Origin of the sequence: Jiangella anatolica (genome assembly GCF_003236295.1) — a bacterium.
GTDB lineage: Bacteria > Actinomycetota > Actinomycetes > Jiangellales > Jiangellaceae > Jiangella > Jiangella anatolica.
The window spans coordinates 84506-110261 of sequence record NZ_POTW01000004.1 but is presented as its reverse complement, the minus strand read 5'-3'; the positions used below and the strand labels follow the sequence as shown (position 1 = coordinate 110261).

The following is a 25756-nucleotide window of genomic DNA, read 5'->3' as shown; positions in this document are numbered from 1 at the left end:
GGGGTCACACTCCGGCCGCACACGCAAACGCCGGGCCCGGTGTGCCGGGCCCGGCGCAGGTGTTGCGTCGGCTCAGATGAGCCAGCGGTTCTTCTGCACGAACGGGATGCGCTCCCAGTAGCGGCCCAGTCCGAGGTAGCGACCCGAGAACGTCAGGGCCAGCACGACGATCATGAGCGCCTCGGTGATGTGCTCGTCCATGAACGGGTTGTTGTCCAGGGGCAGCGAGGCCAGGTACATCATGCCGAGCATCAGCACACCGGCCACGGCGGCCACGCGCATGCCGATGCCCAGGATCAGCGCCAGCCCGATGCCGAGCAGGCCGATCATGAAGACCCAGTCGACCCAGGTGGTGCCGGCCAGGTCGTTGAAGAAGTCGCCGAACGGGCCCTCGACACCGGACAGGTACCCGGTGGTGGGGCTGCCGCCGTCGATCCAGGCGTTCTCGCTCGGGGTCGCGTAGCCCAGGCCGAACGTCTTGTCCAGGAACGCCCACAGGAACGTCCAGCCCAGAGCCAGCCGCAGGACGGCCAGGACGTACTGGAGTGCAACGGGACGAACGTCGGGGTGGTCGGTGCCGGTGGTGGTCACCGGCGCGGTGCGCTGACGCGGGAGGTTCCGGATCGGCGCGTCGTGGCTGCTGGACGTGGTCATCGTCCCTGCCCTTTCTGGATGTCGCCGGCCTCTCCGGCGCTGACTCCAGTCCACCGCCGGGGGCGGGTTCGGCGCTGCTGTCCAAGGTCGTCGCCTGATGGGACCTTCGGCTCTGCGCCGAGGGACTGTCGCCTCACAGAGCCGCGGGCCGGGTGGGGATACGCCGGCCGCGGACGATCTCGGGCCGGATGCGGATGTAGTGCGGCCGCTCCCCCAGCGCCCACGGGGTGAGCCCGAGGGTGGCGAGGCGGCGCCGCTCAGGCTCGTCGCCGACGGCATCGGCGCGCCCGATGAGCACCACCGACCACCCGGTCAGGGTGTCCGCGTCATACTCGTCGGCCTCGAAGGCGACGATGGCCGACCGGGTCGCAGCGGCGAGCTTGGACCCCATGCCCGTGCGGATGATCACGTCGTCGCCGTCGAGGACGAAGTTCACCGGCTGGATCGCCGGCAGCGCGGCCTCGGTGAACACGATCCGCCCGATCGGCACCGACCGCAGCAACGCGTAGCAGGCCGGCCGGCCGAGCTTCTCGATACCGGCGGAATCGACGTCGATCAACGAACTCATAGAGCCAAGCATCCGGCGCCCGTGCGTGCCTGCGCAGAGGCGAAGGTCCCCAGTTCGAGGCAGAGCACTCGGTCCCACCGGAAGGGGACCTTCGTCCCGGCCGCGCCCGGTCCGTGAGCGGTACCGTCGATGTCGTGAACACGCACGAGCCGATGTCGCCCGCACCTGGCCAGGGCCGCCCGATCAAGGTCTTCCTGCTCGACGACCACGAGGTCGTCCGGCGCGGGGTGTCCGCGCTGCTCGAGACCGAGCCTGACATCGAGGTCATCGGCGAGGCGGGCACGGCCGAACAGGCGATGGCCCGCATCCCCGCCCTGCGGCCCGACGTCGCCATCCTCGATGTCCGCCTTCCCGACGGCGACGGCGTCACCGTCTGCCGCGAGATGCGTTCCCAGCTGCCCGGCCTGCAGTGCCTCATGTTCACCTCCTTCGCCGACGACGACGCGCTGTTCGACGCCGTCATGGCCGGCGCCGCCGGCTACGTGCTGAAACAGGTGCACGGCACCGACATCATCGGCGCGGTCCGCACGCTGGCCATGGGACAGTCACTGCTCGACCCCGAGAGCACGGCCCGCATGCTGGCCCGGCTGCGCGACCGGGCGAACCGCGCCGATCCGCTGGCCGCGCTGACCGACCAGGAACGGCGCATCCTCGACCTCATCGGCGAAGGCCTGACGAACCGGCAGATCGGCGAGCGGATGTTCCTCGCCGAGAAGACGGTCAAGAACTACGTCTCGAACCTGCTCGCCAAGCTCGATATGAGCCGCCGCACCCAGGCCGCCGCGCTCGCGGCCACGCTCAAGGCCGAGCATCACCGCGACGGCTGAAGCGGCACCTCCCAGCGCACCACGGTGCCACCGGCGTCGCCGGCCACGGCCTCGAACGATCCGCCGAGCCGCTCGGCCCGTTCGGTGAGGTTGGCCAGCCCGCTGCGCCGGCCGTCCTGGGGCAGACCGACACCGTCGTCGGCGACGGTCAGTCGCAGCCGGCCGGCGGAGGCCTCGACGACGATGTCGACCCGGCTGGCGCGGGCATGACGCACGACGTTGGACAGCGCCTCCTGCAGCACCGGTATCACCTGCTCGGCGACCTCATCGGGGACGGCGTTGTCGAGCTCGCCGATCAGCTGCAGACCCGGCGCGAAGCCCAGTTGCTCGCGGGCCGGTTCGACGATGTCGACCAGCCGGCCGCGCAACGTGGGCGCGACGTCGTCCCTCGCCGACTGCAGCGCGAAGATGGTCGAGCGGATCTGCCGGATGGTGGCGTCGAGGTCGTCGACGGTGTGCTGCACGCGAGCGGCCAGGTCCGGCCGGTCGATCAGCCGGGCCACGGCGGTCAGGCTCATGGCGCTGGCGAACAGCCGCTGCACGACCACGTCGTGCAGGTCGCGAGCGATCCGCTCGCGGTCGTCGACCAGCCCGTGCCGCTCGGCCTCCCGACGCGTATCGGCCAGCTCCAGCCCGACGGCCGCCTGCCCGGCGAACGCGTGCAGCATCCGCACTGCCGGCCCCACGAACGGCGACTCACCCTTCGACTTCACCAGCACCAGGACCCCGCGAACCCGCGGCGGCGCCCCGAGGGGCACCAGCAACGCCGGACCATCGGGCATGCGATCGAGCAGCGGCGACGGCTCGGCCCCCAGCCGGAGCTCGTTCACGGCTCGCGGTTCTCCCGACTCCAGCACGGCCGCGGACAACGTGCCGGCCGCGGAGAACTCGAGATCGGCGAGCGACGCCGCCCCCTCACCGTCGGCCGCCACCACGCGCATGAGCCGCCCCGCCCCGTTGGGCACCACGACGACGGCCGACTGCGCGGCGGCCATCGCGCGAGCATGCGCGACGATGAGCCCGAGCGCGTCACCGACCTCGCTACCCGAGAGCAGGGCCTGCGTGACCTCCGCCGACGCGTCGAGCCAGATCTCGCGCCGCCGCGTCGCGTCGTAGAGCCGGGCGTTCTCGATGGCGATGCCCGCCGCGGTGGCCAGCGCCTTGACGATGATCTCGTCCTGCTCGTCGAAGTCGCGGCCGTTCCTCTTCTCCGTCAGATAGAGGTTGCCGAAGACCTCGTCGCGGATCCGGATCGGCACGCCCAGGAAGCTGTGCATGGGCGGATGTCCCTCGGGGAAGCCGTAGGACTCCGGGTGCCCCGAGATCTCGGCCAGCCGCAGGGTCTCCGGCTCCTTGATCAATAAGCCGAGCAGTCCACGGCCGTGCGGCCAGTGCGCGATCCGCGCGATCTGCTCCTCGGTCACCCCGATGGGAATGAACTGAGCGAGCTGACCGTCGTCGCCGATGACGCCGAGCGCGCCGTAGCGGCAGTCGACGAGGTCGATGGCTGCCTCGACGATGCGCCGCAGCGCGGTCTCCAGCTCCAGGTCGCGCCCGATCGACACCACGGCCTCGAGCAGCGCGTGCACCCCGTCGCGGGCGGCGACCACCGCCTGCAGGCGGGACTGCACCTCGCCCAGGAGCTCGTCCAACGGGAGCTTGGGCAGCAACTGTTCGGACTCGGACATCACGGACAACCCCCTGCAGACGCGCTGATCAGTCTCCCATCGTGTCCCCGGTGAAGTCGAGAAGACTCCGCGGCAGCAGGGCCACACGCAGGTCCAACGGGGACCGCCGAAGAACGCAGGCCTGACCGTGCGCGGACAACTCGGCCGCCGCTGACCGCGCCTCTACGTGCAACCGGCTGGGCCGAAGGTCCCGAGGTCAGAGGCCCAACGAAGGTGGTGCGACGCCGGCAGGGGGTCGAGGGTCGAGGTATCGAGAACACCACCGTCCGAGTGTCGAAGGAGCGACCGCCATGCGCGCACTCGTCATCTTCGAGTCCATGTTCGGCAACACCGAGAAGATCGCCGAGGCGATCGCCGACGGCCTGTCGGAGACCATGACTGTCGACACCGTCGAGGTCGGCTCCGCGGACGACTCCGTCGACGGCGTGGATCTGCTCGTCGTCGGCGGGCCGACGCACGCCTTCGGCATGAGCCGCGAGTCCACCCGCAAGAGTGCGGCCGATCGCGGCGCCGGGACCGTGGCGTCGAAGGCCGGCGGCATCCGCGACTGGATCGCGACCGCGCACGGCGACGGCACACTCTTCGCCACGTTCGACACGAAAGCCGACCATCCGCACCTGCCGGGTTCCGCGGCGCACGCCGCACGACGGCAGCTGCGCCGCCGAGGCTTCCGGCCGTTCGCCGCGGCGACCAGCTTCTACGTCACCGACCTGGAAGGGCCGCTCGCCGCCGGCGAGGTGGAACGCGCCCGCCGCTGGGGCCAACAGCTCGGCCTGGCACGGACCTGAAGCGTCCCGAACCCGGAGATCTTCCGAGCTGTCCCTCCGGTCGTGGACGACCCACCCGAGGCAGTGGTCCGCGTCCGACCCGGGCAGCGGTGACCGGCCGGCCTCGGTCGCGTCAGACCTTACGGTCACGGACGACGGTGACGGGGATCGGCATGCGGCGCAGGACGCTGCGGGCGACCGAGCCGAGCAGCATGCCGGTGACCCGGCCGTGGCCGCGGCCGCCGATCACCGCGAGATCCGCTCCGGCCGCGTAGTGGGCGAGCGCCACGGCGGGATGCTCGTACTCGACCGCCGTCGTCACGTCGACCTCGGGGACCTTCGCGCGCCAGGGCTCGACGGAGGACTGGAAAGCTGCGGCGGCCGCCTCCTCGTACCGGGCGGCGTCGGGGCGCAGCGGCCGGTCGGCCGGGTAGCCGAGGGGCAGCTGGATCGCGTGGACGGCGACGATCCGCGCGTGACGCTCTGCGGCGAGGCCGAAGGCGTACTCGACGGCGGCCTCGCCACGGGCGGACCCGTCGACGCCGAGCAGCACGCAATCGCGGGGCCGGACGGGAGGCGCCCAGCCGTCCGGGACGATCGTCAGCGGCACCCGGGTGTGGGCGGCACAGGCCAGCGACGTCGAGCCCATGACCAGCTCGGCGAACCGTCCGAGCCCCTGCCGGCCGACGACCAGCATCGGCGCGCGCAGCGAGGCACGGACCAGGACCCGCGGCACCAGGCCGTACCGCAGAGCCGTGCGCACCTCGAGGTCGCCGAACCCCTGACTCGTCAGGCGGTCCAGCGCCTCATCGAAGATGTCGTCGGCCAGCTCCCGCGGAGCCAGGTCGATGACCGCCAGCGAGTACCGGTCGCCCGGATGGGCGTAGACCAGCGTCAGTCCGCAGCCGCGCGTCCGGGCCTCCGCGGCGGCCCAGTCCAGCGCGACCAGGGCGCTCGGAGAGCCGTCGAGCCCGACGACGATGGGCCGCTCGGTCAACGGTCGTTCGGTGCGAGTGGGTGCTGTGCTCATGACTCCAGCACACCTCGTCCGCCGCCGGTGCAGCAGAGCAGCGTGGCCCACGACGTGGGGGCGAAGGTCCCGCGGCGGACCGGCCTACGACCCTGGGTGGCCGGATGGGCGCTCCGTAGCGTCGGTCGTAGGGATCGTGGCGTCGGCGCCGCGGCCCGGAGCACCTCACCCACGAATCCGTCCAGCTCAGGAACAGGTGAGTCCCATGCGTATCCTGCTCTCCTCATCCATGCGGGGCGGCGACGCGGTCGAGGTCCTCGACCGGCTGCGCCGCGCCGGTCACACCGTGTACACCTGCCGCGGTGGCGAGCGCTGCGCCCTCGCGATCGGCGGGACGTGCCCACTGGCCGACCACATGGCCGATGTCCTCGTCCACGTCCGGGAGCGCCCGGACCCGCCGGTCGACAGAGACCGGCCCTTCCTGTGCGCCACCGTCGCCGAGGTGCCGACGGTGCTGTGCGGCTACCCCTCGGTCGAGGGCCCGTGGACGCGCGCCGACGCACACTGCTCGCCCACGGGGGTTGTCGACGCGGCTGCGAAGGCGGTCCGGCCGACGTCGGCCACCGCCCACCGGCGGGTCCGGCAAGCCGTCGCCGACGTGCTGAGGCCACACGGACTCAGGTCGCCACGGCGCCTGGAGATCAGCGCGGACCACGACGTCATCGAGGTCTCGCTGATGTTCGAGCGGCCGGTGCCAGTCCGGGTGCGCGAGGAACTGCGCCCGGCCATCCGCGCGGCGTTGGCCGCGCTCAGCCGCTACTGGGCCGTCGCCCGGGTCACGATCCTCGCCGGCACCCCGGCGCCGACCGCCGGTTCCGCCCGGACCCCCCGCTGAGTCAGCGTCGGAGGCCGACATGTGGAACACGCTCACAGCGACCGCCCGGCCGATCGTCGTCGGTATCGACGGCCGGCCCGACAGCGAAGCGGCCCTGCACTGGGCCGTGGCGACCGCTCGGCTGCACCGCGCGCCACTGCGCGTGGTGCTGGTCGCCGACGCCCCCGAACTGCAGCGGTACGTGCCCTACCGCCCCGATGTCGCGGGCGAGACGTTCATGGTGCCGGCCCACCCGAGCCGGCATCCCTCAGACGACGACCTCGACCGCGCACTGGCCTTCGCCCGGCTGCGTCTGCGGCCCGGCACCGTCACCGGACGCCGCGCGCCCGGCGCCGCCGCGCCGGCGCTGATCGAGGACTCCGTTGACGCCGCCATGCTGGTCGTCGGCACCCGCCGACGCGGCCCGGTGGCGACCGCGACACTCGGTTCGGTGAGCGCCACCGTAGCGGCACACGCACGCTGCCCGGTGGTCGTGGTCGGAACCGAGCCGCAGGCGGCCGCCGGCCGGCCGATCGTGGCCGGTGTCGCCGACGACCGCGCGGCGGACGGTGTGCTCGGCTTCGCCTTCCGGGAGGCGCTGGCGCGTCAGGCCCCGCTCAGCGTGGTCCACATCGGCCGGCCCGACCTCGGCGAACCCCGCCACCCCGAGCGGTACTTCGGCGGCATGGTGCCGACGCTGGCCGCCCGGCTGGCGAACTACGCCTCACGGTACCGCGCAGTGGCGGTGAGCACCCGCCTGTCCGCCGCCGACCCGGGCGACGAGCTGGCCGGAGCCAGCGCCGGCGCCCAGCTCGTCGTCGTCGTCGGCTCCCGCGGCCGCGGGCGGATCTCGGGACTCATCCTCGGCTCGGTCGGCCAGCGGCTGCTGCACGATGCGCGCTGCCCGGTCGCCGTCGTACACCCCGCCCGCGCACGAACGCCGTCGCGGACCACCACCGCGGCGTCGCGGTCCGCGTAGGCCGAAAGTCCCTCGTTCACGGTCTTACGCCTCTACGCCCACCACTCGCACCGCCGGACGCTGGAGACATGACGAAGCACACGAAGCAGGTGCCCGCGGTGCGGCGGCTACTCGCCGTCTGCGCCCATCCCTACGACGCGACGTTCGCCCTCGGTGGTGTCATCGCCGCCTTCGCCGACGCCGGCACGATGGTGCACATCGTGTGCCTGACGCACGGCCGGCGCACCGATCCGGTGCCCCGGCGCCGCCTGGACCGCGCCCGCGACCTCGCACGAGCCACTCGCCGTCTGGGCGCGGCCGACGTCGCTCTTCTCGAGCACGCCCCGGGCACCCTCATGACCGTCACGATCGACGAGCTCGCCGACGAGATCATCGATGTCGGCCGCGACGCCGACGCCCTGCTCACCGTCGATGCCACCGCGCCCGACGCGCACCCGGACCACGTCCGGTCGATGCGCGCGGCCTACCGGGCCGCGACGAGGCTCGGCAGCACGCTCTACGCCTGGACCCTCCGCGCACCCCAGCCGGGTCGCGCCCAGCAGGTCCTCGTCGTCGACGCCGACCGGGAACGGCAGCGAGCCGCCATCGCGTGCCACGCCGGGCTGCCGGCCGACGATCCCCTGCGCGGCCGCTGGCTGCGCCACCAGCAACCCGACGAGCGGCTGATCGTCCTGCGCACCGAACGCATGCTCAGCCCGATCCTCGCGGAATCGCATCCTGCTCGCGACGCGTCCCTGAACGGAGCTCCGTCATGAACAGCTCGAACGCCATCGTCGTCGGTGTCGACGGCTCGCCCGGCAGCGGCCTCGCACTCGACTGGGCGATCGCCGAGGCCCGCCTGCGCGCGGCGCCGCTGTACGTCGTCTACGGACTCTGGCTGCCGGTCGCGGCCGTGCCCTTCGGCGCCGGCATCCTGCCGCCGTCGGACGATCTCCGGGCCTACGGCATGCAGGTGCTCGACCAGGCCCGCCAGCGCGTGAAGGACGCAGCACCGCTGGTCGACGTGGACACGTTCCTCGTCGTCCGGCCGGCGGCCCAGGCCATCCTGGACGTCGGGAAGAACTGCTCGCTGGTCGTCGTCGGCACCCGCGGGCTCGGCACGCTCGGCGCCTTGGTGCTCGGCTCCGCGAGCAACCGGGTGGCCGCCCACGCGACCTGCCCGGCCGTCGTCGTCCCGCCGCACCGTGGCCCCGGCGACGGCGCCATCGTCGTCGGCGTCGACGGCTCCGCCCACAGCGACGCCGCCCTGCGGTTCGCCCTGAACGAGGCCGACCGCCGCTACGCCCCGGTCGTCGCCGTCACCGCCATTCGCACGGACTGGCTCGCCATGCCGATCTTCGACGCCGACGGGCTGGCCAGGGCCACCGCGGCGGAACGGCAGCACGCGGAAGGCATGACGGCGGAAGCGGTCGCCCGCGCCCGTGCGGCGACCGGCTCGCGAGCCGACGTCACCGTCCGCGCCGAGGCCGGCCCCGCGGCCGGTGTCGTCGTCGACGCCGGCCGGGAGGCCGGACTGATCGTGGTCGGCTCCCGTGGCCGCGGCGAGATGCGCAGTATGCTGCTGGGCTCCACCAGCCACGCCGTCCTGCACCACGCGACCCGCCCGGTCGCCGTCGTGCACACGTGAGGAAGCGGACTCTCATGGCCGACAACAACCGCGCGGCCGCCGGCGGCGGCGCCATCTACGGACTCGGCATCTTCGGGGCGCTGGTCTTCTTCTGGCAGCAGGCCGACTCGTTCTGGGAGTACGTCCTGGCCATCCTGCAGGGCCTGTTCTGGCCGGCTTTCATGGTCTATGAGGCCTTCCAAGCCCTGGACTGAGCGCCGCAGGCGCGACGGACTGCAGACCCCCGCTGACCCGCACCCCGGCGACCGGGTGGGAGCGTCGGCGCCCACGGTTCTCCGCGCCAGGGCGACGTGTGCACGAAGCCCAGCGACTCCACGGCCCCAGCCGGCTCGCTGTCTCGGACGCTCGCCGCTGTGGCTGGTCAGCGAGATCGACGCATGGAGAGCCACCCGGCCGGGCAACGGGCGCCGCGGGCAGTGACGACTCACCGATCCGCAGGCGTCGCGTAGTAGTCCGCGAGCATCACGGCCGGCCAGTCAGGCTCCCGGACCTGGCCGCGCGGCCCCATCACGGCGAACCACGGCTTGATGTCCAGCACCGGCGTCCCGTCGACGGCGTCGAGGTCCTCGACGTGCAGGTCGAGCCCGTCGACCTGCAGGAGGCGGCAGCGGGACACACCCAGCCAGTTCAGGCGGCGCATGTTGCGGTGCCCGAACGTGCCGACCTCGGGCCAGTCCGGGTTGTCCCGTGGCCGCCGCGCGCCGAGGTTGAGATCCGCGGGATCGGTGAGGTGGAAGCGGAACACCACCTCCAGATGCGAGAACGCGTCCAGCCCCTTGACCGCGTCGGTCGTGAAGCGCGACCCGTCGATCCGGATGATCGAGCGGCTGCCGCCCCAGTAGTCGTCGGTCGGCTCCACGCGCCCGCCCACGACGTGCGCCACCGGCACGACCTCGTACGACTCCACCATCGATCCTCCCGGGACGAGCCGGCCGGTCAGGACACCGCCGCGCTCACCGTATCGAGGTAGTCCGTCGCCCGAGCATCCAGGTCGCGGGCGGCCGGCAGCTTGGCCCGGCGGAACGGCGCCAAGGCGGACCGCATCTCGAGGACGACCTGCCGGGTCCTGCCGGAGTCGACGCCCTGCATCGCGTCCAGCGAGGAGGACCAGCTGTCACAAGCGGCGTCCACGTCACCCTGACGCAGCTGCACCGACCCCAGGTACCCGAGCGTGACCGCGTGCGTGCGGGTGAAGGTGCTCGTGTTGCGGGTGCGAATGCTGCGGGTGAACTGCGCTCCCGCACCGGCCAGGTCGCCGAGGTCGCGCAGCGCACACGCGGTCTCGTGGGCGAGGCTGGCCTCGCCGAAGAAGAACACGCGGGCCGGCTCCTCGTCGCCGGACTCGGCAGCGGCGAGGTCGTCCTCGGCGCGGTTCAGCGCCGCCGCGGCCTCGGCGTCGCGCCCCGCACTTGCCAGCGCTCGAGCATGGACGACGCCGAGCAGTGCACGCTCGCGCGGAGCGGCCGCGGCGTACCGGTCGCCGTCGACGGACCCTTGCGCCAGCTGCAGGGCGCGGGAGGGCTGCCCGAGATCGACGGCCTGGTGCGCCATCGCTCGCAGCACGTGTCCCGCCAGCGGCGCGTCGCCGGCCTCCTCGGCCAGCTGCACCGCCGTGCGGAAGTCGCGCCAGGCCGCCTCGTGTTCACCGCTGTCGAAAGCCATCCAGCCAGCGAGATAGGCAAGTTCGCCGGCCGCGGAGAACACCGCGCGACGCACGTTCTCGTCGTGGAAGTTGCCGTCGAGCAGCGGCGCGACGTGCGTGGTGAAGTACTCGACGGCCGCGGAGCGGGCGTGCCCGCCGCCCCGGCGCTGGTCCATTCGGGAGAGGTGGCCGACCATGTCGAGGACGGCTTCGGCCTCGCCCATGCCGACGCGGAACCGGCCCGGCCGCTCCTCGGGCAGCGCCAGTGCCGCGGCGCCGAGCGCGAGCGCACCCAAGGCCCGCCTGCGCTCGATCTCCACCCCAGGGCTCCCAGCACTCGGCGTTTCGTCGGGCCTGCCACCAGGCAGCATACTGAGCAGCGCCGCGCTCGATGGCAACGGCATCAGCACGACGCGGCCGTCGACCAGGACCGGGACGACGACGGACGGGGGCGCACCGGCCTCAGCTGGAACCGCGCGTGCAACGGGCGCCTCGACCAGGTCGGAGAAGCGGCTGCGGACATCGTCCGGCGACCGCTCCAGCGCGACGTCGAGCATCGACTGCGTACCCGGCTGCAGCGCGATGTTCTCGCCCCGGTTCTCCCACTTGGAGACGGTCCGAATGGCCACGCCGAGATGCTCGGCGAAGTCGCGAACGCTCATGCGCAGGGCGTGCCTGAGCGCTCTGGTCTCGATCCCGGTCCAACGCTGTACGGTCATCTGACACCACGAATCCTCGGTGACGCATTGTCACTAGGGTAGTGAACTGCGTCTCGTTACGTGATGTCGGCTACCGCCGCAAGACTCACCTGCTCTTGAACCCGTCAGGCGGGCAGCGAAGGAGCGGACCCGGCCACGGTGTCACCGGTTCTTCATCTGTGGCGCCGGGATCGAGCCAGACGACGACGGAGTCGCCGCCATGGCCATGGATCTGTTCGATGTCGTCGACCGACGCGAAGACGGTGACCGATCGGACCGGCCCGCTGCACCACGCCAGCGTCGCCGCGCCTCCGGCGTAGGCCGTGCCGTAGGCGACGATTCCGGTTCCGGACACGCCTGAGCGGTCACGGTCGCGGCGCAGGGCGAACCGGCGCGGGATCTCCGTCCGGCTCATTCGTCCGCTCCGTCGGCGAAGCGACCACTCCAGGCCGGGAGTTCGACCGTCGTCGCGGAGCTTCCGACGATCACCAGACGGTCGCCGTCATGCTCGACTGGTCGCGCGAGCCATCGATGCGCCTGCCCGTCCCAGATCAGCACGTACTCGGTGTCGCGTCGCAGCATGGAGCACCTCCTCACTCGCCCGCTTCGGCGACTCGAGGCCGAGCTTCATGGGCTGCGTCAATCCTTCGTCGCAGCGGGCAGCGAGCCAACGACCGCCTGTAGAACCCGCGTGGCACTCTCCGCTGATTCTTCCGACCGGTCCCGGCCCCGCGTTCGTTTCCCCGCTCCTCGATCAGTGCTGTCGGCCGGTCGTCCAGGTGCCGGGCTCGGCGAGCTCGATGATGGTGCCGAGGTTGTCGGTGATGAACGCGATGCGCTGACCGATGTCGGCCACCTGCATCGGCCCGCCGATGAGGTCCACGCCCCGCTCACTGAGTTGGGACACGGCCGCGTCGAGATCGTCGACGGCGAGGCAGAGATGATGCAGCCGCGACGGGTCCATGCTCGTCAGCACGTCGTCGGCCGCCGCCTGGCGGTTCGACGCGCCCGCCACCAACTCGATCTTGACGTCGCCGTTGACGAGGTAGACGAAGCTCGTGCCATGGGAGTCGAATCGCTGATCGACGGTGAAACCGAGCGTGCCCGAGTACCACGCGATCGTGGCGTCGAGATCCTCGGCGGTCACGCTGATCCCGACATGGTCGTGGGAGATGGAAATGCTCACGAGTTCGATGCTGCGCCGCGGGCGGACCGGCAACCAGGGACCGACCGGCAGTAGGAACACCAGTACCACCCTCGCCCGCCGGCGATGAGCCACAATCGGCCGTGTGGACACCCGTGAGACGACACTGGGTCGCACCTTGCGGGCGTGGCGCGACCGCGTCTCGCCGGCGGCGGCAGGGCTGCCCAGTGGACGCGGGCGGCGGGCGAAGGGACTGCGCCGGGAAGAGCTCGCCGAGCTGGCCGGGATCTCCGTCGACTACCTGGTGCGTCTGGAGCAGGGCCGCTCCATCACACCGTCAGCGCAAGTGGTCGGCGCGATCGCACGCGCTCTGCAGCTCACCGACCAGGAGCGGGACCACCTCCATCGACTGGCCGGCCTCGCCCCTCCCTCCCGGGCGGAGATCTCCGACCACATTCCGCCCGGCCTGCGCCGCCTCCTCATCCGGCTCGGCGACACCGCCGCCGCCGCGGTCTTCGCCGCGGACTGGCAGCTGATCTGGTGGAACCGCGCCTGGGCGGCGCTTCTGGGCGATCCGTCGTCGAAGCCTCCGGCGCTGCGCAACTTCGCTCGCGACACCTTCCCCATCGATGAGGACGGCCCGCACCTGTCGCACTGGCCGGTGACGTCACTGGACCAGGACACCATCGAGCGCGCCGTGGCGTCGGACCTGCGCCGTGCCACCGGGCGCTTCCCAGCCAGTGACCGCCTCACCGACCTGATCGGTGACCTCGTCGCGGGCAACGAACACTTCGCCGAGCTGTGGGCCTCCGGCGAGGTCGGCGCACATCGAGAGGATCGCAAGATCGTCGCCCACCCCGCGGTCGGGCCGGTCACGGTCGACTGCGACGTCATGACCGACGGCGACGCGGACCGGAAGATCGTCGTCCTGACCGCCGAGCCGGACACCGACGACGAGACCAAGCTACGACTGGCCGTCCTCGCCGGAACCCCGGACCCAGCCGTGGTCGGGACTCACCCGTAGCCCAACGTCGTGGGGGTCGATGACCGCTCCACGCACGAGCGCCTCGGACACATGCTCGCCGGCATCGGTGGGAGCGGAAACAGAGCCTGACTTGGGTGGGCGATACTGGGATCGAACCAGTGACCTCTTCGGTGTGAACAATGAAACTCGACGCCTCGGACCTTGCCGGATTCACATCTGTGGAGTTCACAGCCTTGACTGACCCAACCTCAGGCACTCTGGCCCGGCCTGGCCAACAAGATCATCCCGTGAACCTCCCATGATCTTGACGTAGCTCCAACTGCGGATGGTCAGAGGTCTACCGCGGGCGTCAGATACTCACTCGCACCTCGCTCTGATGCCGAGGACAATGAGCTGCTATGAACTACCGCAGCCCGTTCGGTGCCATGACCACCAGCAACCACAACGGCCCGGATGCGCTGTGCCTGTCCCGCACCCACTGCGCGAACCCCGTCGAGGACACCCTGGCCGAGTTCCACCATGCAGCCGTCGCCGCCATCGATGTTGGGGCTCCGCAGCCCGCGTTCTTCCTCACACGTCAGCTCGCCGAACTCGGGCTGAAGGCCCTTCACGCCCCAGCTTTCCCGCCCGGACACAGCCTCAGCGGGCTGCTGCGCAGCCTGAGCCAGCGCCGCGACGAGCTGCTCGCAGGCGGTGCCGAACAGAATCTCATCGTGGCGTTCGTACGCGATCTCGATCACTACGACGCAGGCGGCGACCAGGGCCGGTACCCGACAACCCGCGGCGGTGCGCCGGCCCTGGCCAACGTCTGCTGCGCCGACCCCACTCTGCTACGCGAACACGTCGACCGACTTCATGGTTACGTCCAGCTCAGGCTGGCCGGGGGCCTGATCGGCGCCACAGCTTCCCTAACCTTGCCGTGAGCGCCATGCGGCCGTTCTCGAGTCCACCAATCGAAGCTTCAACTCCTCGTTGGGAATGGGCGCAAATCTTGTCGGGCGCGCAGAGTTGAAGGACTACACCTGCTGCAGAGACTCGCCGATTGCCACACGATGGATGCTTGGCAGGACATCGTCACGTAAAGCCGTCACCAGCCGCGGCTGGTGGGTGACGACATGCTTAAGAGCAGCCGCCAAGGCGGTGGCTGCGTCGCTGTCGCCAAGGGCTTCGATGATCATCCCGGCATCGACGTCATCTGCCCTCCCACGCGCCTGAATACTGCGGATCGCGTCTGCGGCATGCCGAATCTTGATCAACGATTGTGGGCCTGCAGGATGGGTTGCTATCTCGTCGTTAAACGTCGCCCAGCCGTTGGGCGGCTCAGGAGGCGGCGTGGTTCCTTGTCGCTTGCGCACACTTCTGAGGCCGCGGAGATCTGGGTGTGCATGGATTTCGTCGACGACGGCGGTTACGAAGCCCTGGATCGCCGCAGCTGTGGCCCTCGCGCTCGCTGAGCCTCCGAGAGCATCGCGCAGCCTATCTGCGACGAGTCTGCGTTGCTCCTCGCCCGAGCCGGCGAAACGCACCAGCACCCTAGTGGCCGCGAGGACATCGGGTGGCCTCGGCTCATGCAGTAGGCGAAGTCCCTGCGCTATGAGTCGGTCGCGCCACTTGGGCAGCGAGCGCGCCATGCCGTCGTCAATCAGGTCGAGCGCTAGTTGTGGCGCGATGGGGACGATGCTGCCTAGGCGGAAATCTGCGCCCTCGTCGATGGCTTCTACGAGTTGAACGACAGCCTGGCGGACATGGTCCTGGGGGGTGGAGAAGATGCGGCCTGCGGCGAAGATCCAGGTGTTTCGCCAGTGAGGACTTGGGGCGGCTATCCGCAGGCGCGACATCACGTCGTCCAGCGGCCCGGTCGTTAGGCGCCGGGCCGCCATGAGCTCCTGTAAGGAACGGACGTCAAAGCCGTAACCTTCATCACCTCGAGGGGCGAGGAGGACCAGTCGGTGGGTCGCGGCCATAAGGATCTTTGCAAGTAGGTCAGCGTCCGGCCCTGAGGGCTTGAAACCTGCATCTTGCAGGACGTTCCACGTCAGACTCTCCAGCTCCTGTGCTGTGAGCGTGGCATACGATCGTTCACCGGCTTCGCTACGCAACTGGAGCTCGAATCCAACGCGCTCGTGGAGCTCTTGAATCTGCTGGCCATGCTCTTGAAGGATCCGGTGGAACCCGCCCTGCTTATCCCGCTCACGCTTAAACACCGTATCGTAGTAGCCCCAGAATAGGCTGTATCTATCAGGCGCGAGCCGACCAGTTCCATCCATGATAATGGTCATGATCAGCACCTGGAGCGGCGTTCGAAGCAGGTTCCTCAGCGCCTCGTCGTCGGCAGCCCTCTTCAACTGCCGGACGACTCGATCGATCCTATCGAGATCATTTCGGAGTCGTACTCTTGTCGCCAAAGTACCGTAGCGAACGGCCTCGGCAGGCTCGAGGTAGTCCAGGTCGATTCGCTCGAATTGGCTTGGTGCGATATTTTCTGTGTATCCAATTGGTCGGGTGGTCAGGACGACGAGAACATCGCAGTTCTCAGCCTCGGCATCATTGACAAATTCCGATACCTGCTGGATCAGGCGTTTGCGCACTCTAGGCTCCGTGACTTCATCAAGTCCGTCGAGGACCAGGAACCACGGCCACTGCCTCATCCAGGACAGGAGCGCCCGAGCCTTCACCTCACCTAGGTCTGACCGCTTCGACACCTTGTGGGCGATCCAACGCACGAGCGTGGAATCCTCGTCGAGACCGTGTTCTTGCGCATACTCAGCGAGGTCGATCCGCATTGCCCATCGCCGATGCATCGGAAGCGCCATCCCGAGTCGTTCGAGTGCGGCCTTGGTGCCGCTAATCACCTCCTGGTGATCAGCGCTCAGGTCGCCTGCGCCCGCGAGCATCGCAGCGCGGTACGCTTGGACAAGGAACTTGGAGATGGTGGTCTTTCCATTGCCTGGCGCTCCTGCCACGATGAGGTGACGCGGACCTAGGTAGATGCTCTGCCGGGGCTTGAGCACACGTTCGCCCCGGCCTAACACGTATCGAATCGCGCTACTCTGCTCGACTTGGCCGCCGAGGGTCACAGGCAGATCGATGGCGACATCGTGGACGGGAATTCCTCGGACGTCTCCACTGCCGGCCTCATCAAAGTAGATGACTCCTTCACCGATCAGCGACGTACGTGCGTGCGCGCGTAGCCCGGGCTCAAGCTCATCGAGCCGCAGGTTGTCGGTGAACTCCGCCAAGTTGGCGAACACGTCGGCAGCCGTGAAGAAGCCAGGGAATGCTCGCCGGATGCTGGGGTGGGCGTTGATCATGACCTGGATCTGGTTCGCATCCCAGAAACGCCATTTCCGAATCCGGGATATGCGCGCATATCTCGCTCTGCGTTCGTCGCCGCCTGCCACGTCGCGACTGGCATCGGCCAAACTCTCGATGTATTCCCGCATTGACGTGTCGAGTTGGTCGAATCCCCCCGTCATGGGTACCGGGCTCAGCGGTACGTTGGTAATGATGACCAAATAGTCTGGAACGGGGTTTCGTCCCGATCCTGGATCGGCCCACTTCTCGAGTTCAGCACGTACCTGACCCCAAAGCCAACTCGCATTTTCGACGGGTCGCGACGCCAAATTCTCCTTGTGCTTCACCTGGAAAATCGTGTGCCCATCCCAAACCTCACCCACCTGCTCGTCCGTCTTCCTCCAGACGAGTTGGCCTTTATGAAACAGGTCTCGACCGCCGTCTCGACCCGAGCCCATCACCTGGACTCCGGCTCCGAAGGTCTCGACCGCGAGCGCGCCCGCTAGGTCCTGGAACCCGATTGGTCCAAGTTGCTCGAGATTGACAGCCATTCGTGGACCTCCTCGCGCGACCGGAGCCGCGCTGAGGGCCTACCAGTCCGGGAGCACGGTACCTCTCGAGGTGACAGCATCGCTCCACGACACACAGGGCATCGCACCGCGTGAAGCCGCAGCCCGGCTCACGCGGGAGCGAGACAATGCTCCTCGCACAAATTCAGTCTCAGTTCGATTTGCCGATCAGCGCGCAGGCGCCTCCGCGCTGATTGACGACCGCGCCGTCACCGCCGGGCAAGTCAGCCGCGGCACCCATGCCTACCGCGAGGCCCTCATGCGTGAGGGCGACCGGAGGGCGGCCCGCCAACGATCGATCACGGGCGCTGGATGATCAGCCGCTTAGTCTTTGGGGGCATGTCGATTAGGTCAGGCTCCAGGTGCCAGCCCACTTTGATCGTGAGCGGGTACCCCCGGACCAGCGGCCATTGCGGCGTGAACGCCTCAGCTTCGCCGCCCTCGATCACGTACGGCCCGGGGCTGGTCCCATCGGGCAGGTCGACGGCTACGCCGTAGGCGGTCCCGTGGCCCTTGTTAACCAGCTCGAAGAACATGTGGTGGTCAGGCTGACGGATCTCCCACTGCACACGATCGCGGAGCTCCGTCTCTCGATCGCGCTTGGCTCGTTCCTTCGCCAACTGCACAGCCTCCTCGGCGGCCGTCGCCGACCGCTCGGAGGTCTCGGCCGACTTCTCCGAGGCATCCGCCGACCTCTCGGCAGCGTCCGCCGATCGATTCGAGTCCCCGGCCGACCGACCCGCACCGCGGTACGCCAGCCATGCGATGTACGCCGAAACGATACCGGCGGCACCACCGGCGATGCCGAACGTCAGGCCCCATCCCTCTGCATCCACAGCGCGGCAGCGTAACGGCAACCCGGACATTCGACACGCGACCTGCCTGTTTGTCGACGCGAGAATCCGACCGGCGCCACCAGGGTCCGTAACAACTGTCTCCTCGACGAACCCGCCGTCGAGCCCGGTTCTCAAGCGAGCTCACGCGGATCGTGTACGAGATCGTCGCAGCGCTGGCCCACTCGCAGTTCCGTATGGCAGCAGGCGCCGACACCGGATGCCGGCGCGCCACCCACTCTCCTGTGGTTCAGCAGCAACTGGTGTTGCAGGAGTCCGTGGTCTGGTCGTCGCAGCAGTCCATCGTGGTCAACCTCCCTCGCAGCCTCGCTGATGGGTTGGTGGTCAGGCCGCGGCGCAGCAGGCGGCGCCGCGGTTAGCGGACCGCGCTGCCCAGACGTCGCGGACCCGCGACACGGCGCGCCCAAGGGCGCTCCTGCGGCAGCAGGTCGCCAACGCGACGAGACGCTGGTGGGCGGCCTCGGCGATCAGATCGCGACGACGCTCGGCAGCCATCGTCTCGGGCAGGTACGGGTCCATGACGCCTCCTCGGCAGTGGTCCACGAGGCCGGAACAGCCGACCCTGTTTCGATGTTCATCTAAACATTGATTCGACGATTGTCAAAACAAATTTCGACAATCATGGAAACAGCCGACCTTCCCGGGTAACCTGGAGCGACGATGACCACCACCACGATCAGCCCGATCGCACCGGCGAACGCTCGCGCTCTGCCGGTGTTGAACGACTGCTGCACGCCGACGTCGGCCATGAGCGACGGCGACGCCTCGCTGCTCGCGGGCATGTTCAAGGCGCTGGCCGACCCCGCACGGGTGAAGATCCTGTCGATGCTGCTCAACGCGGACGAGGTCTGCGCGTGCGACTTCTCAGCGAGCATCGGCAAGACGGCGGCCACGACCAGCCACCACCTGAAGCTGCTGCGCGACGTCGGCCTGATCACCGGCGACCGCCGCGGCACCTGGATCTACTACCGCGTCATCCCCGAACGCCTCGCTGCCATCCGCGACGCCCTAGCCCTGGGTCAGTGAAGCGCTAGGCCGGCTGGATGTAGAGCGGGCGCCAGTAGTCGACGCCTTCGGGGTGCTCGTATCGATCCCAGCCGAGCGACGCCCAGAACGGATCCGCGCCCTCGCTGAACGCGACGAACCGCCGGCCCGGATACCGCCCGATGACACCATTGACTACGGCCCGCCCGATGCCGCGACGACGGTGCGTCGACACCACCTCGATGAACTCGATCTCTAGCGCGCTCTCGAACTGAGGCGCAGAAGTGAAGTGGCTGAAATCGACCAGCTCGTCGAGCTCGACCCGAGCGACCTCGACGCCGTCCAGCCGCACCTGCAGGTAGATCGAGGCATCATCGACCAGGAGCGGGTCATTCCACCAGTCGGGGTTGAACCACTCACTCCGGTCGAACGGCTGCCACCCGAACCCGTCCTCGCCGGGCTCCCGTCGCTTCTCGATCAGCTCGAGGTCCATGATGGTTCAGCAGCAGACCTTGAGGTAGTTCTGGAGGTCCTCGAGGGCGCGGGCCATGCCGTCCTTGTTGGCGCGGTAGTAGACGGTCTTGCCGTCGCGCCGCGAGGTGACGATGCCGCCACGGCGCAGGAGCTTCAACTGCTCCGACGCGGTCGACTGGCCGATGTCGGCGAGCTCGGCGATCTCCCCCACGGACAACTCGGCGCCGCGGGCGAACAGCAGCATGATCTTCTGCCGGGCCGGATTGGCCAGCGCCTTGAGGAAGTCAAGCGTGGCGTCACTGAGCTCGACCAGATCGTCGGTCACCAGCGGCAACGACCTGCGCTCCCCCGCCGCCACGACTTCGCTCATGCCGCCGAGAATACGCAACGTATCGTCATTTTGCCATCTCGCGAATCGACGATATGTTGACTGGCATGACCGCCACCGCGCTCCCTGTGATCGTCGTCGGCGCCGGCCAGTCCGGCCTCGCCGCCGCCCGCGCCGTCCGCGACGCAGGCCTGCACCCCGTCGTACTCGAGGCCGGCGACCGGCCGGCCGGGTCCTGGCCGCACTACTACGACAGCCTGCGGGTCTTCTCCCCCGCCCGCTACAGCGCCATGCCCGGCTTCCCGATGGACGGCGACCCCGACCGCTACCCCACCCGCGAGGAGGTCGCCGACTACCTCGACCACTACGCCCAGCACCTCGGCGTCGACATCCGCACCCACACCCGGGTGAGCGCGGTGGAGGCCGACGGCACCGGGTTCATCGTCCACACCGCCCACGGCGACGCCCACCCGGCCGCGGGCCTGGTTGCGGCCTCCGGCTCATTCGGCAGCCCGATCACCCCGACCCTGCCCGGCCAGGAGTCCTTCACCGGCGAGTTACTGCACGTCGCCGGCTACCGCAACCCCGCCCCATACGCAGGCAGGCGCGTCATCGTCGTCGGCGGCGGCAACTCGGGCGTGCAGATCGCCGACGAGCTCGCCGCCGTCGCCGACCTGACGCTGGCCACGCTCGCGCCGGTGCACTTCCTCCCGCAGGTGATCCGCGGCCGCGACCTGCACCACTGGCTCGAGGTCACCGGCTTCGACCACCTGCCCGCGGCCTGGCTGCGGCACATCGTCCGCAAGCCGCTCGTGCTGGACACCGGCCACTACCGCGAGGCCATCGAGTCCGGCCAGGTCGAGCGGCGAGCCATGTTCACCGCCTTCGACGCCGACGGCGTCGTCTGGGCCGACGGCGAGCGCGAGCACGTCGACGCCGTCGTCTTCGCCACCGGGTACCGGCCCAACGTCGACTACCTGCGCCCACTCGGCGCGCTGGACGAGAACGGCCTGCCGCTGCACGTCGACGGCATCTCCACCACCCACCCCGGCCTCGTCTACCTGGGCCTGGAGTTCCAGCGCTCGTTCTCCTCCAACACCATCCGCGGTGTCAGCCGCGACGCCGACTACGTCGTCGGACCGCTGGCCGCCCACGTCCAGCAGGCGCCCGCCATCATCGGCCTGTGAACCGAACCCGCCGCGCCGAGGACGGCCGGTCCGCGCAGCCGGCCACTCCGCGGCGCGCGCTGGCCGCACTGTGCCTGACGCAGATCGTCGGCTGGGGTGTCCTTTACTACTCATTCCCGGTCGCGTTGCCGACCATCACCGCGGCCACCGGCTGGTCCGACCCATCGACGACGGCGGCCTTCTCGCTCGCGTTCGTGGTGGCGGCCGTCGTCGGTATCCCGGCCGGACGCGCCATCGACCGCTACGGTCCGCGGCTCGTCATGACCCTCGGCTCGGTCGTCGGAGTCGCCGCGACACTCAGTATTGCCGCCGCACCGAACGTCGGCTGGTTCGCCGCCGCCTGGGTGGTCGCCGGGCTCGCCCAGGCCGGCACCCTCTACGCGGCAGCGTTCACCGCGCTGACCCGCTGGTACGGCCCGCACCGCACCCACGCGCTGACCGTCCTGACCCTGGTCGCCGGCCTGTCCAGCACCATCTTCGCCCCGGCCACCGCCGCCCTCCTCGACCAGTTCGGCTGGCGGCAGACCTACGTCGTGCTCGCGGTCCTCCTGGCGGTCTCCACCATCCCCGGCCACGCGCTGGGTCTCGCCGCGCCCTGGCCCGCACCCGACCACGCGGCCCATCCGCGGCTGCGCAACGGCCACATTCGCGCGGTCGCGACCAGCCGCGCCTTCGTCTGCCTCACCATCGCCTCGGCTCTCACGGCGTTCGCGATGTTCGCCGCCACCATCCACCTCATCCCGCTGCTCGCCGACCGCGGCCTGTCCATGACGCTCGCGGCCTGGGCGCTCGGCCTGTCCGGTGCCGGGCAGCTGCTCGGCCGCATCGGCTACGCGCCGCTGTCGCGCCGCACCACCCCGCGCTTCCGGTCCGTCGCCATCCTCGCCGGAGGCGCCGTCACCATCGCCGCCGCCGGCTTGCTCCCCGGCCCGGCCGCCGTCCTCGTGGCCGCGAGCATCATCCTCGGCATCGCCCGCGGCGCCTTCACCCTCCTGCAGTCCACCGCCGTCAGCGACCGGTGGGGCATCACCGGCTTCGGCACCCTCTACGGCATCCTCAACGCCCCCACCACCATCGCCATGGCCATCGCGCCCTGGGCCGGCAGCGCCATCGCCGCCACCGTTGGCTCCTACCCGGCCATGTTCGCCGTGCTCGCCGCGATCGCCGGCGCAGCCGCCGTGGCCGCGCTCGGCACCGCGACGCAATCGTGCCTAGCGGGCCGCTGGGAATGAAGGCAGGATCCCACCACGACCTGCCTCGACACGCACGGCCGTTCATCCGCGACGAAGGCTTCTCCGTCCTCCGCGAACAGGGCTGCCTCCCTAGTGCCATGCCGCCTCAACTCGATCGCCGGCGGCTTCCTGCTCGGCATCGTCACAGGCGCCGGGCCGGGACGGCGAGATGTGTCTGGCGTGCCAGCTACCCTCGGCCGATATGGCGACGGCGACGCGGCCCATAGGTCGAGAGAGCTGAGGTGGGTGGTGCGCCGGCGGGCTATGCATTACGACTTCCGGTACAAGGTGGTCTGGAATCCCGCCTCGTTCTACGGCCCAGGCAAGATCCACATAGTCGCTGAGGAGTCGGTCGATCGTCGCGATGTGACCCGTATGACGCTTTGCAGCCGATCCCCGAGCGGCTACTGGTCGGCAGCGACCTGTCGCGACCATGCGGGTGAGGAGGATGTGCCAGCGATCCCGGAGCATCCGGATCCGAGGTGGGGCAGACAGTCACGTAGATGGGATGCCGACGACCCGTTTTGTGCGCAATGCCTCGGTACCTGGCGCAGAATCGTGGCGCAGGAGCCGCCGGAATGGGACGGCCTGCACCGGATCGTGATCGTGCCCTGAGACCCTTGGCAACGCTCGACGAGTGCGCGGACACTCAGGACGGCTTCGCGGGCCGCGGACGTCCGTAACTCAACCTAGGCTTTCAATGATCCGCGGCACGTAGTTCAGCAGCACCTGCCAGATGGCGTTGCCCGCTACTCCCCCAGCCGCGCCCTCGCCGACGCGCGTGAGGACCCGGAGGCTGGACCTGATCTTTCCCTTGTCTTGCCGCTCGGTTGCCAGCACTTCTACCGCTGCGCGGGCTTCATTCTCGAGCTCAGGGGGCAGACCACTCCCTCCATCGAGCAGCTCACGTAGTGCGCGAGCGAGATCGGTGATCTCGTTGCCGAGGCTGGTCGAGATGGCCGTTGCTGATGCCGTGGCGCCGGCTCCGTGTGCCGTCGCAAGATTGTTGCCGTCGCCGGTGACGTTGACAATCGTCGATCCAGAACCAGCCGAAGGACGGAGGTACGCATCGATATCGCAGTCATACTCGTCAACGCATCGCTGGCCCTCGTTCGTCAATCGCAGCCGAGCGGCGACCCTACCTGCCGATCCGCCAACCCACATCGGCTTCGTGAGGCCGTTCTCCTCCAGGTAGGAGGCCGCCTCCGCGACGTCGAGTTCGGTGAACCGTTCACCGTCGAGAACGGCGATGTCGGCGCTCAAGAACTTCGAGGGAAAGACCTCGACGCCAGGGCGACCAGCCTCTGAGTCCATCCATCGCAGGAGGTTCGCCCGAAGGGCGCGACGGCGGAACCGCCGATCGGCGCGACGCTCCCGCGCACCCTCGACAAGATCGACCGCGGCAGGGGTCAGGCGAGCACGTGGCGCCAGACCTTCTTCGATCTCCACCAGGCCACGTGGCTCGGCGTACTCCTCAAGCCAGACGTAGACCTCCCGTTCCGACAGATCCTCCTTCAGCGCGTCTCCCGCAGAGATCAAGCCCATCGCTCCACCGGCATCGTAGATCTTCTCCAGCGCACGGAGTTGATCAATTTCCACGACCACAACCATTCCCCGTAACGAAGATCAAGATCCACCGGGCGCGGCGCGCCGGGCAGGTCACTCGACGGTCTCTCCACCTGCTGTGCCTCACGGTACCCGGCGAGAAGGCGCGACCGGCGTGGGATTTGCGGAGTTGATCCTCAAGCACCCGAAGCTCGGTCGTGCCGGCATGGCTGCCTTCCGGATCTCGCGACTGGCCGGGCGCACGGCCATGCCGGCCAAGGCATCGCGCGGCGGCCTCCAACGGGTCCGCAAGCTGGTCGCGGTCGGCGCCATCAGCCGAGAGGCTGCCGCGGAGATTCCCGGACGGATCCTCCAGCAGGATCAGGTGGAGCGGCTCGCCGACCGAATCTTCGGGCACTGCTCAGATGAGCAGGTCAGCCCCGGGCGAAGGCGCGGACCTGCGCGGGCAGCACGTGTTCGCGGATCCAGGCTTGGGTGGCCAGTTGGGTGGCGTCCCAGGGCGAGCCGAGGGGCGGGGTGTAGGAGAGGTCGAGCTCGCTGAGCCCGTCGACGGTCATGCCGTGGAACAGCGCGGTGGCGTAGGTGTCGACGCGTTTGGCGGTCTCGGTGCCGCGCGGCCCGACCAGCTGGGCGCCGAGCAGCAGGCCGGTGTCGCGGTCGCCGGTGATGCGGATGGTGATCGGCTGCGCGCCCGGGTAGTAGGCCTTGTGGTCGTCGGGCGTGGCGGTGCTGCTGACCGGCGCGAACCCGGCCGCGCCGGCCTCGTGTTCGCGCAGCCCGGTGCGGGCCGCGACCAGGTCGAACACCTTCACCACCTGGGTGCCGAGGCTGCCGGCGAACCCGGCCTGCCCGCCGAGCGCGTTCTCGCCGGCCACCCGGCCCTGCTTGTGCGCCGTCGTGCCCAGCGGCAGGTAGGTGACCCCGAGCAGGCGGTGGTGGGTGACGACGCAGTCGCCGGCGGCCCACACGTGCGGCAGCCCGGTGGCCATCGTCTCGTCGACGAGGACGGCGCCCCGCGGCCCGGTCCGCGCACCGGCGGCGACCAGCAGATCGGTGTCCGGCCGCACCCCGACCACGACGAGGACGAGGTCGACGTCCCAGCCGAGCGGCTCACCGTCCGGCCCGGCCCCGTCCACCCGCAGGCCGCCCGCGCCACCGCGGCCGACACTCGTCACCGTCGAACCCGTGTGGACGGTGACGCCGTGGCGGTCCAGCTCGGCATGGATCAGCGCGCCGAGCTCCGGGTCGACGGTGGGCAGCACCTCGGGCAGCATCTCGACCTGGGTGACGGCGATGCCGCGCGTGGTGAGGCCCTCGGCGATCTCCAGCCCGACGTAGCCGGCCCCGACGATGAGCGCGGTCGACGGCCGGATCCGGTCCAGGCTCCGCTCGAGCGCGAACGTGTCGTCCATCGAGTGCAGCACGTGCACCCCGTCGGCCGCACCCAGTTCGCCCAGCCCCGCGATCGGCGGCCGCACCGGTAGCGCGCCGGTGCCCACGATCAGCTCGTCGTAGTCCAGCGTCGTCTCGCTGCCGTCGCTCTCGCGCAGCGCGAGCCGCCGCCCGTCCACGTCGATCGCGGTGGCCAGGGTGTCCAGCCGCAGCCGCATCCCGGTCGCTTCGAGGTCGGCGTGGGTGCGGTGCGCCAGGTTCGACCAGTGCCCGACCTCGCCGGAGATGTAGTACGGGATGCCGCAGATGGAGAAGTTCGGGTAGGCGTCGGCGACCACCACAGTGACGTCTGCGGACGGGTCCAGCTCGCGGGCGCGCAGCGCGGCGGAGATGCCGGCGTCGCTGCCGCCGATGGCGACGATGTGCATGAAGGGGCGCCTTTCGAGATCCGGC

At 69.7% G+C, this 25756-nt stretch carries 29 protein-coding genes; 13 read left to right on the top strand and 16 right to left on the bottom strand.

All coding sequences use genetic code 11. The annotated features are described in order from the left end of the window. Positions 1–72: 72 nt before the first annotated feature. Positions 73–654, bottom strand: a complete 582-nt coding sequence (locus C1I92_RS02820; RefSeq protein WP_111253136.1) for a DoxX family membrane protein — start codon at positions 652–654, stop codon at positions 73–75. A gap of 133 nt (positions 655–787) precedes the next feature. Further along, positions 788–1222, bottom strand: a complete 435-nt coding sequence (locus tag C1I92_RS02815) for a pyridoxamine 5'-phosphate oxidase family protein (protein ID WP_199520894.1) — start codon at positions 1220–1222, stop codon at positions 788–790. 152 nt (positions 1223–1374) lie between these two features. Here C1I92_RS02815 and C1I92_RS02810 point away from each other — a divergent pair, with 152 nt between their 5' ends. Next, a complete protein-coding gene (locus tag C1I92_RS02810) occupies positions 1375–2049 on the top strand; it encodes a response regulator transcription factor (RefSeq protein WP_111253173.1) in 675 nt (224 codons plus the stop codon). On the opposite strand, the gene C1I92_RS02805 is transcribed toward C1I92_RS02810, so the two are convergent. Further along, the gene (locus C1I92_RS02805; RefSeq protein WP_111253134.1) at positions 2034–3737 is read right to left on the bottom strand and encodes a sensor histidine kinase; all 1704 of its coding nucleotides are present in this window, start codon (positions 3735–3737) and stop codon (positions 2034–2036) included. The two genes, C1I92_RS02810 and C1I92_RS02805, sit on opposite strands and share 16 nt — an antisense overlap. Before the next feature lie 290 nt (positions 3738–4027). Here C1I92_RS02805 and C1I92_RS02800 point away from each other — a divergent pair, with 290 nt between their 5' ends. Further along, positions 4028–4525, top strand: coding sequence for a flavodoxin family protein (locus C1I92_RS02800; protein WP_111253133.1), 498 nt, complete (start codon positions 4028–4030; stop codon positions 4523–4525). 112 nt (positions 4526–4637) lie between these two features. On the opposite strand, the gene C1I92_RS02795 is transcribed toward C1I92_RS02800, so the two are convergent. Further along, a complete protein-coding gene (locus C1I92_RS02795; protein WP_111253132.1) occupies positions 4638–5534 on the bottom strand; it encodes a universal stress protein in 897 nt (298 codons plus the stop codon). 205 nt (positions 5535–5739) lie between these two features. Between C1I92_RS02795 and C1I92_RS02790 the strand changes: the two genes are divergently transcribed. The 5 genes from C1I92_RS02790 to C1I92_RS02770 all read left to right on the top strand — a co-directional run bounded on the left by C1I92_RS02790 (position 5740) and on the right by C1I92_RS02770 (position 9148). Then, entirely contained in the window at positions 5740–6369 is a 630-nt protein-coding gene (locus C1I92_RS02790) for a hypothetical protein (protein WP_146605000.1), read from the top strand. Positions 6370–6388: 19 nt separating this feature from the next. Continuing rightward, positions 6389–7327, top strand: a complete 939-nt coding sequence (locus tag C1I92_RS02785) for a universal stress protein (protein WP_111253130.1) — start codon at positions 6389–6391, stop codon at positions 7325–7327. Positions 7328–7395: 68 nt separating this feature from the next. Further along, positions 7396–8082, top strand: coding sequence for a PIG-L deacetylase family protein (locus tag C1I92_RS02780; protein WP_111253129.1), 687 nt, complete (start codon positions 7396–7398; stop codon positions 8080–8082). Beyond that, on the top strand, positions 8079–8954 hold the full coding sequence (locus C1I92_RS02775) for a universal stress protein (RefSeq protein ID WP_111253128.1): 876 nt from the start codon (positions 8079–8081) through the stop codon (positions 8952–8954). The genes C1I92_RS02780 and C1I92_RS02775 overlap by 4 nt, the downstream gene beginning before the upstream one ends. Before the next feature lie 14 nt (positions 8955–8968). Next, positions 8969–9148 carry a hypothetical protein gene (locus C1I92_RS02770; protein WP_111253127.1) on the top strand — a complete coding sequence of 60 codons (180 nt, stop codon included), beginning with the start codon at positions 8969–8971 and terminating at the stop codon, positions 9146–9148. Between the two features lie 230 nt (positions 9149–9378). On the opposite strand, the gene C1I92_RS02765 is transcribed toward C1I92_RS02770, so the two are convergent. The 5 genes from C1I92_RS02765 to C1I92_RS02750 form a co-directional block, all read right to left on the bottom strand. Beyond that, positions 9379–9864 (bottom strand): SAM-dependent methyltransferase, encoded by a 486-nt coding sequence (locus C1I92_RS02765; RefSeq protein WP_111253126.1) that lies wholly within the window; start codon positions 9862–9864, stop codon positions 9379–9381. Between the two features lie 26 nt (positions 9865–9890). Next, positions 9891–11258: an NsdA family TPR-like regulatory protein gene (locus C1I92_RS02760; protein WP_146604999.1), complete on the bottom strand. Its 1368-nt coding sequence runs from the start codon at positions 11256–11258 to the stop codon at positions 9891–9893. A 142-nt stretch (positions 11259–11400) separates the two neighbouring features. Next, the gene (locus C1I92_RS02755) at positions 11401–11709 is read right to left on the bottom strand and encodes a hypothetical protein (protein ID WP_199520891.1); all 309 of its coding nucleotides are present in this window, start codon (positions 11707–11709) and stop codon (positions 11401–11403) included. After that, entirely contained in the window at positions 11706–11876 is a 171-nt protein-coding gene (locus C1I92_RS33620; protein ID WP_158563932.1) for a hypothetical protein, read from the bottom strand. Before C1I92_RS33620 ends, C1I92_RS02755 begins: the two co-directional genes overlap by 4 nt. A 172-nt stretch (positions 11877–12048) precedes the next feature. Then, positions 12049–12540 (bottom strand): VOC family protein, encoded by a 492-nt coding sequence (locus C1I92_RS02750; RefSeq protein WP_158563929.1) that lies wholly within the window; start codon positions 12538–12540, stop codon positions 12049–12051. A 43-nt stretch (positions 12541–12583) separates the two neighbouring features. Here C1I92_RS02750 and C1I92_RS02745 point away from each other — a divergent pair, with 43 nt between their 5' ends. After that, positions 12584–13462 carry a helix-turn-helix domain-containing protein gene (locus C1I92_RS02745; protein WP_199520890.1) on the top strand — a complete coding sequence of 293 codons (879 nt, stop codon included), beginning with the start codon at positions 12584–12586 and terminating at the stop codon, positions 13460–13462. 359 nt (positions 13463–13821) lie between these two features. Continuing rightward, complete coding sequence (locus C1I92_RS02740; RefSeq protein WP_111253123.1) at positions 13822–14346, top strand: hypothetical protein; 525 nt, start codon at positions 13822–13824, stop codon at positions 14344–14346. Positions 14347–14439: 93 nt separating this feature from the next. Here the strand turns inward: C1I92_RS02740 and C1I92_RS02735 are convergent, their stop codons facing one another. From C1I92_RS02735 to C1I92_RS33295, 3 genes are all read right to left on the bottom strand, one after another. Next, entirely contained in the window at positions 14440–17268 is a 2829-nt protein-coding gene (locus C1I92_RS02735) for an NACHT domain-containing protein (RefSeq protein ID WP_146604998.1), read from the bottom strand. Positions 17269–17585: 317 nt separating this feature from the next. Further along, the gene (locus C1I92_RS02730) at positions 17586–18122 is read right to left on the bottom strand and encodes a hypothetical protein (protein WP_111253121.1); all 537 of its coding nucleotides are present in this window, start codon (positions 18120–18122) and stop codon (positions 17586–17588) included. Positions 18123–18464: 342 nt separating this feature from the next. Next, positions 18465–18659 carry a hypothetical protein gene (locus tag C1I92_RS33295; protein WP_146604997.1) on the bottom strand — a complete coding sequence of 65 codons (195 nt, stop codon included), beginning with the start codon at positions 18657–18659 and terminating at the stop codon, positions 18465–18467. A 141-nt stretch (positions 18660–18800) separates the two neighbouring features. Here C1I92_RS33295 and C1I92_RS02720 point away from each other — a divergent pair, with 141 nt between their 5' ends. Next, positions 18801–19166 (top strand): ArsR/SmtB family transcription factor, encoded by a 366-nt coding sequence (locus C1I92_RS02720; protein ID WP_111253119.1) that lies wholly within the window; start codon positions 18801–18803, stop codon positions 19164–19166. Positions 19167–19170: 4 nt separating this feature from the next. Here the strand turns inward: C1I92_RS02720 and C1I92_RS02715 are convergent, their stop codons facing one another. Both C1I92_RS02715 and C1I92_RS02710 read right to left on the bottom strand, forming a co-directional pair. Beyond that, on the bottom strand, positions 19171–19617 hold the full coding sequence (locus tag C1I92_RS02715; RefSeq protein WP_111253118.1) for a GNAT family N-acetyltransferase: 447 nt from the start codon (positions 19615–19617) through the stop codon (positions 19171–19173). 6 nt (positions 19618–19623) lie between these two features. Beyond that, on the bottom strand, positions 19624–19968 hold the full coding sequence (locus tag C1I92_RS02710) for an ArsR/SmtB family transcription factor (protein ID WP_111253117.1): 345 nt from the start codon (positions 19966–19968) through the stop codon (positions 19624–19626). Positions 19969–20033: 65 nt separating this feature from the next. Here C1I92_RS02710 and C1I92_RS02705 point away from each other — a divergent pair, with 65 nt between their 5' ends. From C1I92_RS02705 to C1I92_RS33290, 3 genes are all read left to right on the top strand, one after another. Continuing rightward, positions 20034–21113, top strand: a complete 1080-nt coding sequence (locus tag C1I92_RS02705; RefSeq protein WP_111253116.1) for a flavin-containing monooxygenase — start codon at positions 20034–20036, stop codon at positions 21111–21113. Then, the gene (locus C1I92_RS02700; protein ID WP_111253115.1) at positions 21110–22345 is read left to right on the top strand and encodes an MFS transporter; all 1236 of its coding nucleotides are present in this window, start codon (positions 21110–21112) and stop codon (positions 22343–22345) included. Before C1I92_RS02705 ends, C1I92_RS02700 begins: the two co-directional genes overlap by 4 nt. 264 nt (positions 22346–22609) lie before the next feature. After that, positions 22610–22960, top strand: coding sequence for a hypothetical protein (locus C1I92_RS33290; RefSeq protein ID WP_146604996.1), 351 nt, complete (start codon positions 22610–22612; stop codon positions 22958–22960). 69 nt (positions 22961–23029) lie between these two features. On the opposite strand, the gene C1I92_RS02695 is transcribed toward C1I92_RS33290, so the two are convergent. Both C1I92_RS02695 and C1I92_RS02690 read right to left on the bottom strand, forming a co-directional pair. Further along, positions 23030–23956 (bottom strand): hypothetical protein, encoded by a 927-nt coding sequence (locus C1I92_RS02695; RefSeq protein WP_111253114.1) that lies wholly within the window; start codon positions 23954–23956, stop codon positions 23030–23032. A gap of 368 nt (positions 23957–24324) precedes the next feature. After that, the gene (locus tag C1I92_RS02690) at positions 24325–25731 is read right to left on the bottom strand and encodes an FAD-dependent oxidoreductase (protein WP_111253113.1); all 1407 of its coding nucleotides are present in this window, start codon (positions 25729–25731) and stop codon (positions 24325–24327) included. Between the last annotated feature and the right edge of the window lie 25 nt (positions 25732–25756).